This window comes from Collinsella sp. TM10-22 (assembly GCF_003466125.1).
Lineage (GTDB): Bacteria > Actinomycetota > Coriobacteriia > Coriobacteriales > Coriobacteriaceae > Collinsella.
The window spans coordinates 166,199-182,608 of sequence record NZ_QSOC01000003.1 but is presented as its reverse complement, the minus strand read 5'-3'; the positions used below and the strand labels follow the sequence as shown (position 1 = coordinate 182,608).

At 61.5% G+C, this 16,410-nt stretch carries 13 protein-coding genes; 2 read left to right on the top strand and 11 right to left on the bottom strand.

The features are described from left to right. Positions 1 to 30: 30 nt before the first annotated feature. Both DXD94_RS04245 and DXD94_RS04240 read right to left on the bottom strand, forming a co-directional pair. Entirely contained in the window at positions 31 to 1,392 is a 1,362-nt protein-coding gene (locus tag DXD94_RS04245) for a PTS transporter subunit EIIC (protein WP_117763315.1), read from the bottom strand. Between the two features lie 145 nt (positions 1,393 to 1,537). Then, positions 1,538 to 2,386, bottom strand: coding sequence for a PRD domain-containing protein (locus DXD94_RS04240; RefSeq protein WP_117763314.1), 849 nt, complete (start codon positions 2,384 to 2,386; stop codon positions 1,538 to 1,540). Positions 2,387 to 2,777: 391 nt separating this feature from the next. Here DXD94_RS04240 and DXD94_RS04235 point away from each other — a divergent pair, with 391 nt between their 5' ends. Beyond that, positions 2,778 to 3,884: an AAA family ATPase gene (locus DXD94_RS04235; protein WP_117763313.1), complete on the top strand. Its 1,107-nt coding sequence runs from the start codon at positions 2,778 to 2,780 to the stop codon at positions 3,882 to 3,884. 196 nt (positions 3,885 to 4,080) lie between these two features. On the opposite strand, the gene DXD94_RS04230 is transcribed toward DXD94_RS04235, so the two are convergent. The 9 genes from DXD94_RS04230 to DXD94_RS04190 form a co-directional block, all read right to left on the bottom strand. Beyond that, positions 4,081 to 4,725: a DUF4867 family protein gene (locus tag DXD94_RS04230; protein ID WP_117763312.1), complete on the bottom strand. Its 645-nt coding sequence runs from the start codon at positions 4,723 to 4,725 to the stop codon at positions 4,081 to 4,083. A gap of 144 nt (positions 4,726 to 4,869) precedes the next feature. After that, a complete protein-coding gene (locus tag DXD94_RS04225) occupies positions 4,870 to 5,358 on the bottom strand; it encodes an S-ribosylhomocysteine lyase (RefSeq protein WP_117763311.1) in 489 nt (162 codons plus the stop codon). Between the two features lie 152 nt (positions 5,359 to 5,510). After that, positions 5,511 to 7,001, bottom strand: a complete 1,491-nt coding sequence (locus DXD94_RS04220) for a glycerol kinase GlpK (protein WP_117763310.1) — start codon at positions 6,999 to 7,001, stop codon at positions 5,511 to 5,513. Positions 7,002 to 7,057: 56 nt separating this feature from the next. Further along, positions 7,058 to 7,999 (bottom strand): transketolase family protein, encoded by a 942-nt coding sequence (locus DXD94_RS04215; protein WP_117735643.1) that lies wholly within the window; start codon positions 7,997 to 7,999, stop codon positions 7,058 to 7,060. Next, complete coding sequence (locus tag DXD94_RS04210; RefSeq protein ID WP_199568381.1) at positions 7,992 to 8,828, bottom strand: transketolase; 837 nt, start codon at positions 8,826 to 8,828, stop codon at positions 7,992 to 7,994. The genes DXD94_RS04215 and DXD94_RS04210 overlap by 8 nt, the downstream gene beginning before the upstream one ends. 2 nt (positions 8,829 to 8,830) lie before the next feature. Beyond that, on the bottom strand, positions 8,831 to 10,231 hold the full coding sequence (locus DXD94_RS04205) for an L-fucose/L-arabinose isomerase family protein (protein ID WP_117763309.1): 1,401 nt from the start codon (positions 10,229 to 10,231) through the stop codon (positions 8,831 to 8,833). A 257-nt stretch (positions 10,232 to 10,488) separates the two neighbouring features. After that, positions 10,489 to 11,499: a LacI family DNA-binding transcriptional regulator gene (locus DXD94_RS04200; RefSeq protein WP_117763308.1), complete on the bottom strand. Its 1,011-nt coding sequence runs from the start codon at positions 11,497 to 11,499 to the stop codon at positions 10,489 to 10,491. A 203-nt stretch (positions 11,500 to 11,702) separates the two neighbouring features. Then, on the bottom strand, positions 11,703 to 12,677 hold the full coding sequence (locus DXD94_RS04195; protein ID WP_117763307.1) for a nucleoside hydrolase: 975 nt from the start codon (positions 12,675 to 12,677) through the stop codon (positions 11,703 to 11,705). Between the two features lie 27 nt (positions 12,678 to 12,704). After that, positions 12,705 to 13,676: a ribokinase gene (locus tag DXD94_RS04190; RefSeq protein ID WP_117763306.1), complete on the bottom strand. Its 972-nt coding sequence runs from the start codon at positions 13,674 to 13,676 to the stop codon at positions 12,705 to 12,707. A 186-nt stretch (positions 13,677 to 13,862) separates the two neighbouring features. Between DXD94_RS04190 and DXD94_RS04185 the strand changes: the two genes are divergently transcribed. After that, positions 13,863 to 16,079, top strand: a complete 2,217-nt coding sequence (locus DXD94_RS04185) for an acyltransferase family protein (protein ID WP_117763305.1) — start codon at positions 13,863 to 13,865, stop codon at positions 16,077 to 16,079. The last annotated feature ends 331 nt before the right edge of the window (positions 16,080 to 16,410 follow it).

Here is a 16,410-nt window from a genome sequence, read left to right as displayed (position 1 = left end):
CTGGCGTCCAAAGACGCCGGTTTCCCAGAACTAGTTGTTCTCGAGGATCATGTCGTCGTTGAAGCCGAAGGTCAGCGTGCCCACAAAGGTGAGGACGGAGGCGACGGCGAGCGCGATGACGTCCTCCATACCCACCGAGCCGATGATGGCCGGGATGGTGATGAGCGAGGTGGTCATGAGCGCGGGCTGGTGCAGGCCAAAAGCGGCAGCAATGGCACCGCAGATGCCGCAAGAGACGATTGCGATCACAAACGGGCGCTTGTACTTGAGGACGGCGCCGTAGATGGCGGGCTCGGTGATGCCGGCGAGGAGCGCAGAGATGGCGGCAGCGCCGGCGAGCTCCTTGAGCTCGGTGTTCTTGGTCTTGAGGAAGATGGCAAGGACCGCGAAACCCATGGCAAAGTTGGTGCCGACGGTAATGGGCAGGATGACGTCATAGCCGAGCATACCGATGTTCATCTGGATGATGGGGATAAAGGCCCAGTGCATACCAAAGATGATGAGGCAGGGCCAAAGCAGACCGATGAGGAAGCCTGCGGGCAGCGGGGCAACCTCAAGCAGGGAAACCAGGCCGTTAGCGATGAGACCACCGATGAAGTCGGTGACGGGGCCGATGATGTAGAGGGTGAGCGCAGTGGCCACGACGAGGGTCACGACGGGAACGATCAAGCCCTTGAGGATATCGGGGACGACCTTATTGAGGCCCTTCTCGATCCAGGACTGCGCGTACACGGCAAAGATGATGGGGATAACCGAGCTCGTGTAGCTGATGAGCGTTACCGGGATGCCAAAGAGGTCAACCGGGTCGCCGGCGCTAAAGAGCGTGGAGAGCGTGGGGTAGCACAGCGCAACGGCGATGGCCATGGCCGTCCAGTCGTTGCACTTGAACTTCTTGGCCGCAGTGCGGGCAAGGAAGACCGGCATGAAGTAGAACACGCCGTCGCCGATGGCGTAAAGCAGCTGGTAGGTGGTGGACTCGGCCGCGAGCCAACCAAAGGAGTTGGCCATGATCACAAAGGCCTTGAGAAGGCCGGCGGCGGACATGGCGGGAAGCATCGGCATAAAGATGCCGCTGATGAGCTGGATGGCGCGGTTAACGATGCTGCCACCGGCCTCGTCCTCGACCTCGCCGCCAAGCTGGATGTTGGAAACCTTGGGCAGGGCGTCATACACGTCGGTAACGTGATTGCCGATAACAATCTGGTACTGACCGGCGGCCACTAGAACGGAGATAACGCCCTCGGTCTGGTTGAGCTTCTCGGTCTGGGCCTTCTTCTCGTCGTTGAGGGTAAAGCGCAAACGGGTAATGCAGTGGGTGACGGACTTGACGTTGTCCTCGCCACCGACGAGTTCAACGATGGTACGGGCGAGAGCCTCGTAATCGCGTGCCATGTGAAACCTCCTTGTTTCACTCGTTACAAAGATATCTGCAGCCCCGGCGCCTTGGAGCTTAACAGCAGGTTGCGCGGCGATGCCGCGATGTCTGCCGACGCAAAGCCGGCCAGTTGGGCAGTTAGACGGGTGCCCGGCCTCCGTATCAATGTCCCGGGCAGAGCCGGTTGATATGCATCATCAGATAGAGCAGCTCTTCGTCCGTGCAGTGCCAGCCGCAGGTTGCCCTCATGTATTCGTCGATTGCGCGTGCACAGGCGTACGCGTCTGAAAACTCGCTGGTCGCTCGTTTGAAAAGATCGCTATTGCGCGTCTCCTCGTCCTCACCCTTGATAAGGCGGCTGATAAGAAAGCGCATATGGGTCACAAAGCGCGCATAGCTATATGAGCAGCGGTCGATGGTCTCGCCAAGCGTACGCTCGATAATCCCGGTAACCGCATCGATGACCTCGGTACTCTTTACGACCAAGTCCATGTTGCCCTTTGCGCCCGCGTTCTCGTCATCGACCATCTCGGCGTTGACGATATGCAGCGCAATCGAAGCGGCCTCGGTCTCAGGAAAATCAACGTCCTCGGCCACAGCCATAACGAGCTTGACGCCGCGGCGACCGACCTCAGCCTCGCGCGGATAGACGAGGCGGACTTCCTCGTAGAGCGGGTTCTTGATCGAAGCTCCCTTGCGGGCGCGGTCGATGGCAAACTGAAGGTGGTCGGCGAGCGTAAAGACTAGATTGGGATTGAGCGTGCAGTTGAGCTCGTTGCGTGCGATATCCACGATACCCGACGCGATAATGATGACATCGTCCGAAAGCGATGCGACAGCATCGTACATCTCAGGGCTGATATCGCGGAAGCTCCGCTGGATGGAGCTTTCGTCCTCAATATAGGAAGGGGCGCCGCGAAAGCCAAGGCCCTTGCCAAACAACACGAGCTCGCGCCCGGCATCGTCCTCCGCAAGGACAACGTTGTTGTTTATTGCCTTGGTTATCAGCATGAAAAAACTCCCCTGGGCTCCACTTGGACATCTCACCACACCGGCTCTCGAGTCGGCGGTTGCTATGACATGTGCTCGTGGCGCCTCCCGAGGAGTAACGCGGTGCAGTTGCCAGTATAGAGGTTTTGCTGAGTTATTAAAGTGATTTTATAGAAGTTACCGTTCGCCCCTGTTTTTCCACCGTTCATCCCTTGACCCCCCCCAAGGCAAAGGCAACCAAAGGCGCACCACAAAGGGGACAGGCACCTTTGTGGTGGTTCGAGACAAGGACCCTAGTCCACAGTGATGTCGAGGTTCTTGCCGGTGAGGCCTACGTAGCCGCCCTCGGCAGCAGGTCATTTGACCGAATAGGAAAAAAAGGAAAAAATAGGAAAAAAAGGAAAGGAGACTTATGACTGAGACCATCTTCTCCCCCTCATTTGGAAATCGCCCCTCTTATCTAGTCGGGCGCGAAACGGTAATTTCGACATTCATATCCGGCCTTGAGCAGGAGCCGGGCAATCGCGACCGAGCCATGCTCATGCTTGGTCAGCGAGGCAGTGGCAAGACAGTTCTTCTGTGGGAACTTGCCGATCGCGCACGCAAGCTCGGCTTCGTTGTCGCCACGCCTACCGTGGCCTCCGAGGATATGCTCGAGCGCATTGTTGAAAAAATCCAAGAGGCAGGCGAGCCCTATGCCAACAAACGCCATCTTCCTAAACTCACGAGCGGCAGCCTGAGCGTCTTCGGCTTCTCAGCCGGTCTTGAGTTCACACGAGACGTGCAGGAGACCAAGAGCTTTCAGTTTAAACTCACGCAGCTTGCGCGCAAACTGACCGAGCAGGGCCATGGCATCCTCATCCTTATCGATGAGCTCCAGGCAAATTCACCCGAGATTAGGCAGCTCGTCACCGCCTATCAAGAGCTGGTCGGCGAACGACTCAACGTCGCGCTCGTCATGGCGGGCCTTCCGGGAGCCGTCTGCGCAACACTCAATGACCGCGTGCTGACATTTCTCAACCGCGCTCGCAAGGTCACGCTCGATCCGCTTTCAGTCGGAGATGTCGACGCCTATTATCAGCGGGCTTTTGAGGAGCTCGGCCTTGATATTCCAAGCGACCTTCGCCTCCGCGCCGCTCACGCGACCCAAGGTTCGCCCTATATGCTGCAACTTATTGGCTATAACATCGCCACTCGCTGCAAGGTCGGAGAGCGCGTAGCACAAGAGCAAATCGACGGAGCCATCGAAGCGTCCAAGGTCGATTTCGAAAATGATGTTTGTGAAACGACGCTTGCCGCGCTATCTGATCAAGACGTCGCGTTTCTCGCTGCGATGACCGACGACAAAGACGGCGCGTCGCGCATCTCCGATATTGCCGAGCGAATGTCGGTCACACCCGACTATGCGCAAAAGTATCGCCGGCGCCTTATTGACGCCGGCGTGATCGAACAGGCTCGCCGCGGCTACGTGCGCTTCGCCGTTCCATACATGGCTGACTACCTACGCAGCCAGCTCTAAACAGCCACCACAAAGGGGACAGGCACCTTTGTGGTGGTTTGGGCCCGTTTTATCTCAATCTGTAACAGGTAGACCGTCAAAATCGGGTTTGGTGTTACAAATCGAGATTTTCGGGCGGCCTTCTACGGTATGTCTCAATCTGTAACAGGTAGTAACGATTTAGCCCGCTAGATGTTACAGATCGAGACGGAAGATTCTAGTCCACGTTGATGTCGAGGTTTTTGCCGATGAGGCCCACGTAGCCGCCTTCGGCTGCCTTGGGGCTGTCAGCGTGGCAGAGGACCCACTTGTCGGCCTTCCAGTAGCAGTAGCTGTCACCGGCGGCAGGCATGTCGGCTGCGGCCTCGGGGCGCGGCCCGTTGGTGCCGGCGGGAAGCGCGACCATCACCTGGAAACCGCCGTCGTCGACCATGCAGGGCGTGTAGTGGAGCGTGGTGTTGAAGACCTCGACAACCTTACCCGCCGGCACGCGGAACGCCTTGACGCACGAGGTGTCGAGCTTACCGCCCTCGATCTCCCAGCGATGTGCTACAAGCAGGATAAAGTCGCGAGCGCCCAGGTTAAACTCGCTGGCGCGGTGATACTCCAGGCAGTTGAGCTGCGTGTTGTGGCCGTTGCACCAGCCCAGCTGGAAAGGACGGCCGCCAAACATGAGAAAGCCCAGTTTGTCGGCATCCTTGACGCCCTCGAGCTCCGGCGCGCTTGCTACGTACTTGCTGCCCTCGGGGATGGGCGTGGCAGAGAGCGCCTCGACAAGTGAAGCGGTCAGGCCGGACGGAACGTCATCCCACACGCGACCATAGGAATTAAACTCGGTATCGTTGACAGAGTAGATATGCATGTTCGCTCCTGTTCGTTTATGTGACAATACGAACATTCTAGAACAAACATAAGCGATTTTGAACGCCCATCCCGACCACTCAACAAAAAGGCGCCCCCGCATAAGCGAAGGCGCCCAATGCGCGCGTTTTGGGCGATAAAGCCCTTACGCCTGCTGATAGTGCAGGTGCTTCTCGTCGATATCGGCCAGGTCGCGGTCGAGATAACGGCGCGCACGCCAGTTGGCCATGGGGAGGTTCTGGTCCAGGTAGTTGCCGCACTCCTCGGGAGCAGCGCCGGGGATATCGCCCTCAAAGTCGGCGACAAACTCGAACAGCTCACGCACGAGCGGCAAGATTTCCTCGCTCGTCACTTCGCCAAATACGACGAGGTAAAAGCCCGTGCGGCAGCCCATGGGACCAAAGTAGACAATGCGGCTCGACCACTCGGCATGGTTGCGAAGGAAGGTGGCGCCCAGATGCTCAATGGTGTGGCACTCGGCCGTGTTCATGACCGGCTCTTTGTTGGGCGTGGTCAGGCGCAAGTCAAACGTGGTGACGGCAGCACCGGTCGCCGGATCGCGGTCGATGCGGCTCACATACACGCCGGGCTCAAGCAGCAGATGGTCAACGGAAAAGCTGGCGATGCGCTCCATGGCAGATCCTCTCGGTAGTCAATTTGGGACGGGGCTCTTTTAGCTGGTTCGAATGGTCGCACCAATCATACCAGTCAAAAAAGCCCCGTCCCAAATAAGCTGCCTAGGACGGGGATCACTGAGTTTTTAATCCCCGTCCCAGAAAAATCATTCTAGGCCGTGTAAGCGATTGTAGCGTCGACGGCGTGGCGCCAGCCGGCGATCTTTTTGGCGCGCTCGTCGACGGACATGGTGGGCTCCACGATGCCGCGGGCGCCATAGACGTCAACGACATCGCGCGCGTACATGCCCAGCGCAATGCCGCAGGCCCAAGCTGCGCCCAGACCGCTCATCTCGTCATTGCTCGCAATGCGGATGGGCGAGCCGACCAAGTCGCTCTCAAACTGCATCAGGTACGCATCGCGCGTGGGGCCGCCGTCAACACGAAGCTCGGCCAGTGCGGCGCCCGAATCCTCGACCATCGCATCAATGACGTCGAAGATCTGATAGGCGATCGACTCATCGGCGGCCTTTACGAACTCCGCGCGACCCGTGGTGCGCGTCATGCCAAAGACGCAGCCCTCGGCATCACTTGCCCAGTGCGGCGCGCCCAGGCCGGTAAACGCCGGCACAAAGTAGACGCGGCTCGCCGGATTGGCGGCGTAGCACAGGTCGGTGACCTCCTCGGGGTTGTTGATGAGCTCCAGGTCGTCGCGCAGCCAGGTCTTGACGGCGCCGGCGTAGCTCACGTTGCCCTCGAGCACATACTCGGTCACGCCGTTCATACGCCATGCAAGCGAGCTCGAAAGCCCCTGCGAGCTCGCGACAAACTCGTCGCCGACGTTCATCATGACCGAGCTGCCGGTGCCATAGGTCGCCTTGGCCATGCCGCGGCTGTGGCAGCCTTGCGCAAACAGGGCCGCATGGCTGTCGCCCAGCACGCCGTGCACCGGCACGGGGGCCGGCAAAAAGCCGCCCAGGTCCGTTGTGCCGAACAGGCCGTCGGAATCGGTCACCTGCGGCAAGCACGCCGGATCAATGCCAAAGGCCTCGCACACCGGCTCGCTCCAACAGCCACGGCGCAGGTCGAAGAGCTGCGTGCGGCTGGCATTGGACCAGTCGCAGCGGAACTCCGCGCCGCCCGTGAGCGTCCAGACCACCCAAGTATCGATGGTGCCCAGACACAGCTCGCCCGCCGCCGCGGCCTCGGCAGCCGCCGGAACGTTCGCGAGGATCCAAGCCATCTTGCCCGCCGGATAGTAGGGCGAGAGCACCAGACCTGTCGTGTCGCGCACCAGCTCGGTCACGCCCTCGCGGGCGGCCAGCTCGTCACACAGTTCACGGGCGCGGGCGCACTGCCACACCACGGCGTCGCACAGCGGCTCGCCCGTCGCACGGTTCCAGGCAACGGTGGTCTCACGCTGGTTGGAAATGCCAATGCCGGCGACGTCGGCCGGGTCGACCCCGGTCTCCTCCACCACGGCGCGCGCCACGGCCAGAACGTTGGCCGCGATCTCGGCCGGATCATGGCTCACCCAGCCGGCCTCGTTGACGATCTGGCGATGCGCGCGGTCGGCACGATGAATCAGATGGCCGCCCTCGTCCACCAGCAGCGCCTTGGTGCCCTGCGTGGATTGATCGATTCCGATGATGTAGCGGCCCATGGCCACCCCTTTCAAAATGAATGTGACAAAGGGACTGTCCCTTTGTCACATTCCAATTACTCTGCGGGAAGGAACTCGGCGACGGTCTGCGCGATTCCGGCACCCGTCAGGCCATAGTGCGCAAAGACCTCGGGACTCGTGCCGGTGATGACCGGCGCGTCGGGCAGGCTCAGACACTTAACCGGACGAGGGCAATGCTCGCCCACGACCTGCGCGACCATGGAGCCCAAGCCGCCAAAGGGGCTGTGCTCCTCGACGGTCACGACGGCGCGCGTGGCACCGGCGGCCTCAATTACGGCCTCGGCGTCGAGCGGCTTGACGCAGTACATGTCGAGCACGGTAGCGGAGATACCCTGCTCGGCCAGCAGGTCGGCGGCGTCCACGGCATGGCGGACCATCTCACCGGTGGCGACAATCGTCACATCGGTGCCACGACGCACCCAGGTGGCGCGATCCATCTGGAACGGGCACTCGTCCTCGGTATACACGTCCTCGACCGGGTTGCGGCCCACGCGGATGTAGGCCGGCTTGTTGTCGGCAACCAGGGCGCGCACGAGCTCGGCAGTCTGGAAACGATCGCTCGGCAGATATACGCGCATGTTGGGAATCGCGCTCATGGCAGCGATATCCTGCGCGGAGTGATGGCTCATGCCCAAGGCGCCGTAGGACACGCCGCCCGAGATACCGATGAGCTTAACGTTGGTGTTGGAGTACGAGACATCGACCTTGCACTGCTCATACGAACGCGTGGTCACAAAGGACGCCGGCGAGGCGGCCCAGGCCTTCTTGCCGCACGAAGCCATGCCGGCGGCGATGCTCACCAGGTCCTGCTCGGCGATGCCGACCTCGACGGACTGCTGGGGATACTGATCAAAGAACGGCGTGAGCGATGCGGAGCCGCGGGAGTCGGAGCACAGGACGACGATGTCCTTATCGGTCTTCGCGGCCTCGAGCAGCGTGTCGCAGATAACCTTGCGGTTGGCGATCTTGTTAGCCATTGATGGCCTCCTTATGAGCAGCGAAATCGGCGATGATCTGGGCATATTCCTCATCGTTGGGCAGGTGATGATGCCAGGCGGCCTTGTCCTCCATAACGGGCGAGCCATAGCCCTTCACCGTGTTGAGGATGATGACCGTGGGCTTGCCCTTGGTCTCGGTGGCCAACGTCAGCGCGGCATCGATGGCTTGGACGTCGTTGCCCGGAATGGACAGCACGTTCCAGCCGAAGGCGGCCCAGCGCTCCTCCTGCGAATCCTGCTTCATGACGTCCTCGGTGCTGCCACTGATCTGCAGGCGGTTGCGGTCCACGAGCGCGCACAGGTTATCGAGCTGGTAGTTGCCGCCGCTCATGGCGCCTTCCCAGACCGAGCCCTCGGCAAGCTCGCCGTCGCCCATGATGGTGTAGACGCGGTAGTCGCGACCGTCCATCTTGCCGGCGAGCGCCATACCCACCGCCACGGGCAGGCCGTGACCGAGCGAGCCGGAGTTCATCTCGATGCCCTTGAGTTTATTGTTGGGATGGCCGATGTAGGGGCTGCCGAACTTGGAGAAGCGGGCCTTGACGTCATCGAGGTCCAGATAGCCCTCGTGGCACAGCACCGCGTAGTAGGCCTCCATGGCGTGGCCCTTAGAGAGCACAAAGCGGTCGCGGTTGGGGTCGTCGACGGTCTCGGGCGAAATGTTGAGGTGGTTGGCATAGAGGGTCATGAGGGCGTCGATCACCGACATGTCGCCGCCGATGTGGCCGCCGGCGCCAGCCATGATGATATCGACGCAATCGCGGCGAAGATCCCAACGCAGGGACTCAAGCTCTTCGATAGTTGCCATTTCTACTCTCCTCGCAGGTAGGCTTTGACGTCTTCTTCAATCGGGTCGTACAAGTCGGGCTGGATGCCAATGTACTTGCACGCCTCGTAGAGCACCGGTACCACGTTGGCGTGAATGGCGACGCAGTGGTGAATGTAGGGGCCCTCGACGATCTTGGCCTCGAGGCGCTTGAGGTTGTCGACCTCAACCCACAGGTAGGTGCCCATGCCGGCCGGCCCGTCGATGCCGCGGGCGTTGCCGAGCAGCAGCGAATACTCGCCGTTGTCGCCATCAAAGCGGGCAAGGGTGAGGTCGCCGTGCTTGGCCTCGGCCGTCAGTGCGCCGGGGTGATCGAAAGCCAGTGGGTAGGTGAGCTTGGGCTTGACAGCCGCGCAGCTGCAGGGCCAGGGGCCGCAGTGCTGCAGCAGCTCACCGTTCTCGTTATCGGGATGGCGCACGGTCCAGTCGGCGAACATGCCGCGGTGACGGCCCAGGTCGGCGGCCTCGACCATCAGCGCGGTAATGGCGCCGTGGATATCGGTCTCGCACACGACGGGGATACCCATCTCATTGAGGATGGCGTTGGCGGCGCAGGGCATAATGCCCAGCTCGTCCTGCAGGGCGTTCCAGCACTGGATGGCGCCGGCGTTGCAGCCGTACTTATCGACCAGGCGCTTCATGGCGATAGCAAGCCCTGCGACCGCGGGGACCTTGTCCTCGGGAATGCAGATCTCAAAGCTATCGTTGATGTGGGCAAGCATGGCGGCCATGGCCTGCTCGTCGGCCTGGGCGTCGCGCACGGCCTGAACAAGTTCGGTCATGGGGATGGGCGAAAGCTGAATATTGAACTTCTCGAGCAGCTCGCCCTCGTTGCACATAGTGGACCAGAAGTCGAACGGACGGGTGGCCATCTGCAGGATGCGAGTGTGCTTGAAGGTCTTGACCACGTTGCACACGGCCAGGAAGTCCCAGACGCCGCGCTCGAACTCGGGGTCGGTCAGGCGGCAGTTGGTCATATAGGTAAAGGGAACCTGGAAGCGGCGCAGGACCTTGCCGGTCGCGAACAGGCCACACTGGCTGTCGCGCAGGCGGGTGCCGTCGGGCTCGGGGCGCTCGTCGCGCGGGCCCCACAGCAGCACGGGCAGGCCGAGCTCACGGGCAAGGCGGGCGCAAACGTACTCGGTGCCAAAGTTGGCGTGGCACAGCATGATGCCGTCAACGCCCTCGGCGCGGAACTTCTTGACGATAGGCTCGATATGGCTGTCGTCAAACAGCAGTCCCTCGTCGTTGATGTCGTCGATGTCCACAATGTCGACGCCGATCTCGCGCAGGCGATCAGCCGTCAGGCCGCGATACTTGATCGCGTCCGGCGCGCTAAAAATGCTTCGGCGCGTGGGCACAAAGCCGAGCTTGATCTTATCCATGTACGTCCTCCCCTAGTCACATGTTCAGTAAACAGACGATTGTTTCGTTTTGTTCTGTTTACTAAATGTTTTACTATTCTGTTTAGAAGTTTAGCGCGAAATACCCACAGGCGGTAGAGAAATAAGCCTAAACGGTATGTAAACAAACTGAACATACAAGGAGAACAAAAAAGGGTCCCGAAGGACCCCCCTTTTGAACGGTGTTGCACTTACTGCCCTCGCGCGCTTTGACGCGCCGCGAGCGATGCTGCCTTCGCCTAGATTTCGCGCACGCTCTGGCGCTCGACAAAATACGTCGATACGGCCGTCTTGCAGGTATAGCTCTTGGGATTGCGGATGTTGCCCACCAGTCGGCGCACCGCGATCTCGCCCACCTCGTGCTTGGGAACGTGCACCGTGGTGAGCGGCGGGTTTGAGAAGGCGCCCAGAGACAGGTCGTCAAAGCCGATGATCGAGACATCCTCGGGCACGCGTACGCCGTGTTCGCTCAGCGCGCGCATGGCGCCCACGGCAAGCACGTCGTTCTCGGCAAAGAAAGCCGTCGGCAGGTCGTCGCGCGAGATGCTGTCGAGCCACGCGCCCATGTCGCGATAAGCGCCCTCGAGCGTGGTTCCCAGCGTGACGCGCCATGTCGGATTGGCGTCAAGGCCCGCGTCCTCTAGCGCTTGGCGATAGCCGCGCTCGCGATCCTTAAAGTTGCGGATGCGAAGGTCGCCTGCTAGGTAGCCAATTTGCTTGTGACCCTTCTCGATAAGGTAATCCACGGCACGCAGCACCGAATCGGTGTTGGCAATGACTACAGCATCAAAGTACTGGCGGTCGCTCCAGCCGTCGAGCACGATCAGGTGGGCGGCAGTGTTGGCGAACAAGGCATAATCTTCCTCACCCAACTCGGTGCCCATCAGCACGATGGCGGCAGCCGGGTCGGCGATAAGGCCCTCGACCTGCGGGCGCACGGCGTTCAAGTCGCTAAAGTCGAGCGAGACAAAGCTCGTGCTCATGCCGTGGCGACGCGCCTGGCGCTCCACGCCCTCGATGACCGCGGGGTGAAAGGTGCTCTCGTCCAGGATGGCGCCCGTCTTGCGCGCGAGCACAAACTGAATGCTCTCGAGCTGTGTCGATTGCTGGTAGCCGAGCGATTGCGCGCACTCCAGGATGACCTTGGCGGTCTCCTCGCTCACGCTGCGCTTGCGGTTGAGCGCGTTGGACACAGTCGCAGGCGAAAAACCGGTGATGCGGCTGATCTCGCGAACACTTGCTTTAGCCATTGTTCCCCCTAGTAACGGTCGCGGTCGAGCAACGTGGCCTGACCGCCCCGTGACTCGACAACTAAACGACCGCAAATTCAATCTAAACAGAATAGTAAATGTTTAATAGCTAGTTTAGCCTGTTGTCAAGCGAAGTGGTGCGACTATTCCCCCAACGGGCACATTTACTCGGTAGCTAATTTGGGACGGGGCGTGAAAAACATTTAACCTAGGACGCGGGCCATACGCGCCTTAAACTCCGCGAGGAAGCGCGGGGCGTCGACGGTCAGCGCCACAAGCGCGCTCTTGTCCGGATCGGACAGGCGGTGCTCGTCGCAGATGGTGCGGCCGCGGTACTCGCCCAGCAGGTCGACGCGCAGGTTACAGCCGAGCGCACCCACAAGCGTGGGGTCAATCGCCACGGCAACCGCCAGCGGATCGTGCAGTGCGCAGCCGCCCAGGTAGGGTGCGTTCATCTCGTACGAGCCAATATAGTGCTCGACCATGCTCGCAAATGCGCAGCCCGCCATGGTGCCCGAGCCCGTCCAGCCGGCAATATCGCGACGCGTGAGCACCACGCGATGCGTCACATCCAGACCCACCATAGTGAGCTTGCGGCCCGAGCGCAGCACGGCGTCGGCGGCCTCGGGGTCGCTTGCTATGTTGGCCTCGGCGCCCGCGCTCACGTTGCCGGGCACGGTGAGCGCACCGCCCATCACGACCACGCGGCCGATGGACATCATCGCCGCCGCATCGCGCTCCAGGGCAAGCGCCAGGTTGGAGAGCGGGCCGGTCGCCACGTAGATCAGGTCGGGGCCATAGGTACGCGCGGCATCGATCAGATAATCGACCGCAGCGTTGCCATCGGCCGACGTCGCCCCCACCGGCTCGTACGGCGAGGCGGGCACGCTCGCGCCGCCGATGCCGTTCTTACCGTGAATGAGCGTGGTGGACGCCGGCGGCGTATAGGGCTCGGTCGCCTGCAGAGGACGGTCGGCACCCAGGTACACCGGCACCTCGGGACGACCCAACAGGTCGAGCACCGCCAGGCAGTTGTGCGCCGACTGCTCGACGCGCACGTTGCCAAAGCACGTGGTAATGCCCACGAGCTCCACCTCGGGGCTCGCGATGGCATAGGAAAGCGCCATCGCATCGTCCACACCCATATCCAGATCAAGGATCAGCTTCTTAATCGCCATAGTTCTACTCCGCTTCTCCGTCTTGTACTAATCGTCTAAACCAAACATGCGCTCAACTTCGGCACGCGTGGGAATCGACTGCTGCGCGCCCAAACGTGACACCGTCACCGCCGAGGCACGGGCGCCGGCGGCCATGCACTCAAAGAGCGGCAGGCCCTCCAGGCGAGCCGCCGCAAGCGCACCAATAAACGTATCGCCCGCAGCCGTGGTGTCGACCACCTCGCTCGAAAGCGCCGGCATGCGCAGCAGCTCACCGTCATCGCCAAGTGCAACTGAGCCGGCGCCGCCTAGCGTGATGACCGCAGCCCCGGCGCCCTTGTCGACCAGCGCATTGAGCGCGGCGACGCAACTCGCATCATCCGTGGGCAGAATGCCCGTCAGCACCTGGCACTCGGTCTCGTTGGGGCAGACCAGGTCGACCGCAGGCCACGCTCCTGCCGGCAGATCGCAGGCGGGTGCCGGGTTAAAGATCGTATAGAATCCCAGCTCGTGAGCGCAAGAGAGCGCCGCGGCCGTTGCCATCAGATCACATTCGCCCTGGGCGATAAAGACGCTTCCGGCAGCCGGGGCAATCTCGCTGGCGTCGCCGTCGAGCTCGTCGGCCACCAGGCGCCTCAGTGCGCGGGCAACGTCCTCGCCCGCAAGTGCATGGTTGGCGCCCGGCGACAGCACGATGCGGTTATCGCTCTCGCAGCGAATGATAGTCGCGGTACCGGTCTCCACGCCATCGAGACGTGTCGCAAACTCAACGCCCACGCCGGCATCCTGAAGCCCCGCCACGAGCACATCGCCAAAGGTATCGCGCCCAACAGCGCCAATCATGCACGTGTGCGCACCCATGCGCGCGGCGGCGACGGCCTGGTTGGCGCCCTTACCGCCGGCGTTGGTGATAAAACCGCTGCCACCGACTGTCTCGCCCGCGCGCGGCATGCGCTCGCACGCCACCGAAAGGTCCATGTTCATGCTGCCGAACACCGCAACGATGCTGTGATCCGCCATGGAAACCTCCTCGTCCGTGGGCTCTGCGCCCGCTGTCGGCCGTCAATTGTGTGCTCTCGCACCTCCATAACTTTAATTCACTTTGATGTGGACGCGCGCTTGAGCTTGCGCCAGCAGCAAGCATTCACAGGAGCAGGCAGCTACAATGAATACGTGCTGATTATTCTCGTCATTGGATGATGTTTTATGGAACAATTCTCGCAATCGGGCTCGCGCGGCCGACGCCGCACGGGCAACGAGCCGGCGCCGCACGAACGCGTGAAGGGCGAACGCCGTGCCAACGAGCCACGACGCACCGCGAGCCCCCATCGCGCTTCCGCCAACAACGAGGGCAGCGCCAACACTCCCGCCGCGGAGCAGACGCCTGCTCGCCCCAAGTCCCGCTATATCCCTGCGCTCGACGGTTTGCGCACGCTTGCCGTCGTCGCGGTGGTGCTCTATCACCTCAACCTCACGTGGGCGCAGGGCGGTCTGCTCGGCGTCACGATCTTCTTTGTGCTTTCGGGCTATCTGATCACACGCCTGCTACTCAACGAAGTCGCTAAGACCGGCCGCATCGACCTCAAGAGCTTCTGGATCCGCCGTATCCGTCGCCTGGTCCCCGCCGTGGTAACGGTAGTGTTCGTGACCTGCGCGCTGTGCACCATCTTTAACCACGTGATGCTCACCAAGATGCGCCCCGACATCCTGCCGTCGCTGCTGTTCTTCAACAACTGGTGGCAGATTGCCCAAAACGTCTCGTACTTCAATGCTCTGGGCGACCCCTCGCCGCTCACGCACTTTTGGTCGCTTGCCATCGAGGAACAGTTCTACCTGATTTGGCCGCCACTGCTGTTTGCCATGGTATCCATGCATGTGAGCAAGCCCAACACGCGCCGCGTGGTTCTGGGCCTTGCCGCGGTATCTGCCCTCGCCATGATGGCGCTTTACAACCCTGCCGCCGACCCCAGCCGCGTATACTACGGCACCGACACCCGCGTGTTCTCGCTGCTGCTGGGTGCCTGGATGGCCTTTATCCCCGATCGCGACCTGGCGCCGGTGCGTCTCGCTCATCGTTTGGGGCTCAATCGCCTGGCTGGCGCCGCCAAGCACGGCAAGAACGCCGAGAGCAAGTCTGGCGAGAAGGCCGACGAAGCAGCCGAGACCGCCCCGGCACAGCCGAGCGCCCTCGTGCGCTTTTGGTCCTCGCCCGCATCCATCGATGTGTTGGGCGTCGTGGGTCTGGTTGGCCTTGCCGCCATGGTCGCGCTCACCAACGGCTACACCGCGTTCCAGTATCGCGGCGGCACGCTGCTGTGCTCGATCCTCACGCTCATGGTCATTGCCGCCTGCGTGCAGCCCCAGGGAATGGTTGCCCGCGCGCTGTCCGCCGAGCCGCTCGTGTGGGTTGGCAAGCGCTCGTACAGCATCTACCTGTGGCACTATCCGCTGCTGTTGCTCATGAACCCGGTCGCCAACATCAACGACACGCCCTGGTGGCAGTACATCTTGCAGGTACTTGTGGTGGTCGCCGTAGCCGAGTGCTCCTATCGCTTTATCGAAACGCCGTTTAGGAAGGGCGCCTTCGGCCGTACCGTCGCCGAGTTCCGCGACGGCACCACCACACCCGCCAACTGGGTGCGCGCGCATATTCCTGCGTGCGCCACTTGCGGGATCGTGCTTGTCATCGCGCTGGGCGGCCTGATCTTTGTGCCGGAGACCTCCGCGCTGAGCGGTGAGGGCGCCGAAGTCCTCAACAAGGAAGCCAAAAACACCGCGCCCACCGACCAGCAGGCGGCCGACGACACCGACAAGGACAACGACGGCTTCCCCGATGGCTCCTACGACCTGTTGATGATCGGTGACTCCGTGTCGCTGCGCGCCGTTGATTCCTTTGACAGCATGTTTCCTCACAGCCATATCGATGCCGAAAAGGGCCGCCAGTTTGATGCGGGCCGCGCGACATTTGAGGGCTATATCCAGCAGAACCTTGCCGGCAAGATCGTGGTCTTTGCCCTGGGCACTAACGGTTTGGTAACGGACGCCCAGGTCGACGCGATCATGGCCGTTGCGGGAGATAAGCGTATTGTGGTGTTTGTGAACACTCGCAGCCCGCAGCCGTGGGTCGGGTCCACGAACCAGGCCATCGCCAACGCCGCCACGCGCTACAAGAATGTACGCGTTATCGACTGGTACGGGCACAGTGCCAACCGCAACGACCTGTTCGATGGCGACGGCACGCACCTGTCGACTACCGGCGTGACCGAGTACCTCAACCTGATCCACGATGCGGTCAAGAAAGACCTGCCCGTGCACCCCGAGGACCACGTCAACGATCCGCAGCCGGCAGCCGTCAAGTCCGCCGCCGACGCGCTCGTCAATGCGCTCGCTCTCAAGCCGCACAAGCTGGGCACCGACAAGTAACCTGCAGCGCAAACTCCCCCCCTCCGGCAGTTAGGGACGTTCCTTATGTGCCGGCACCTAGGGACACTCCTGACACAGCCGAGGAACGCCCTCCTTGCGACCGAATTCTGGACGCCTCGCCACCCCGAGCGTTGTTTCCAAGCCCACACCCGCAGCAAGCAACCCAAAATTACTCTTTTCGAGCCGGCTCCAAGAGGTCGTGGACAAAAAGAGGCAAATATGAGTACTGTTACAATTTAAGTAGCAGGCAAAACCACCCAAAATGGCGCCCATGCGGTAGCGCGCGACCCTTCCAGTTGACCAGAATGGCCGGCTTAGGACTTGGAGCTCC

Coding starts and splice junctions, on each gene's coding strand:
- DXD94_RS04245 (WP_117763315.1), bottom strand. CDS start 1,392: ATGGCACGCGATTACGAGGCTCTCGCCCGTACCATCGTTGAACTCGTC.
- DXD94_RS04240 (WP_117763314.1), bottom strand. CDS start 2,386: ATGCTGATAACCAAGGCAATAAACAACAACGTTGTCCTTGCGGAGGAC.
- DXD94_RS04235 (WP_117763313.1), top strand. CDS start 2,778: ATGACTGAGACCATCTTCTCCCCCTCATTTGGAAATCGCCCCTCTTAT.
- DXD94_RS04230 (WP_117763312.1), bottom strand. CDS start 4,725: ATGCATATCTACTCTGTCAACGATACCGAGTTTAATTCCTATGGTCGC.
- DXD94_RS04225 (WP_117763311.1), bottom strand. CDS start 5,358: ATGGAGCGCATCGCCAGCTTTTCCGTTGACCATCTGCTGCTTGAGCCC.
- DXD94_RS04220 (WP_117763310.1), bottom strand. CDS start 7,001: ATGGGCCGCTACATCATCGGAATCGATCAATCCACGCAGGGCACCAAG.
- DXD94_RS04215 (WP_117735643.1), bottom strand. CDS start 7,999: ATGGCTAACAAGATCGCCAACCGCAAGGTTATCTGCGACACGCTGCTC.
- DXD94_RS04210 (WP_199568381.1), bottom strand. CDS start 8,828: ATGGCAACTATCGAAGAGCTTGAGTCCCTGCGTTGGGATCTTCGCCGC.
- DXD94_RS04205 (WP_117763309.1), bottom strand. CDS start 10,231: ATGGATAAGATCAAGCTCGGCTTTGTGCCCACGCGCCGAAGCATTTTT.
- DXD94_RS04200 (WP_117763308.1), bottom strand. CDS start 11,499: ATGGCTAAAGCAAGTGTTCGCGAGATCAGCCGCATCACCGGTTTTTCG.
- DXD94_RS04195 (WP_117763307.1), bottom strand. CDS start 12,677: ATGGCGATTAAGAAGCTGATCCTTGATCTGGATATGGGTGTGGACGAT.
- DXD94_RS04190 (WP_117763306.1), bottom strand. CDS start 13,676: ATGGCGGATCACAGCATCGTTGCGGTGTTCGGCAGCATGAACATGGAC.
- DXD94_RS04185 (WP_117763305.1), top strand. CDS start 13,863: ATGGAACAATTCTCGCAATCGGGCTCGCGCGGCCGACGCCGCACGGGC.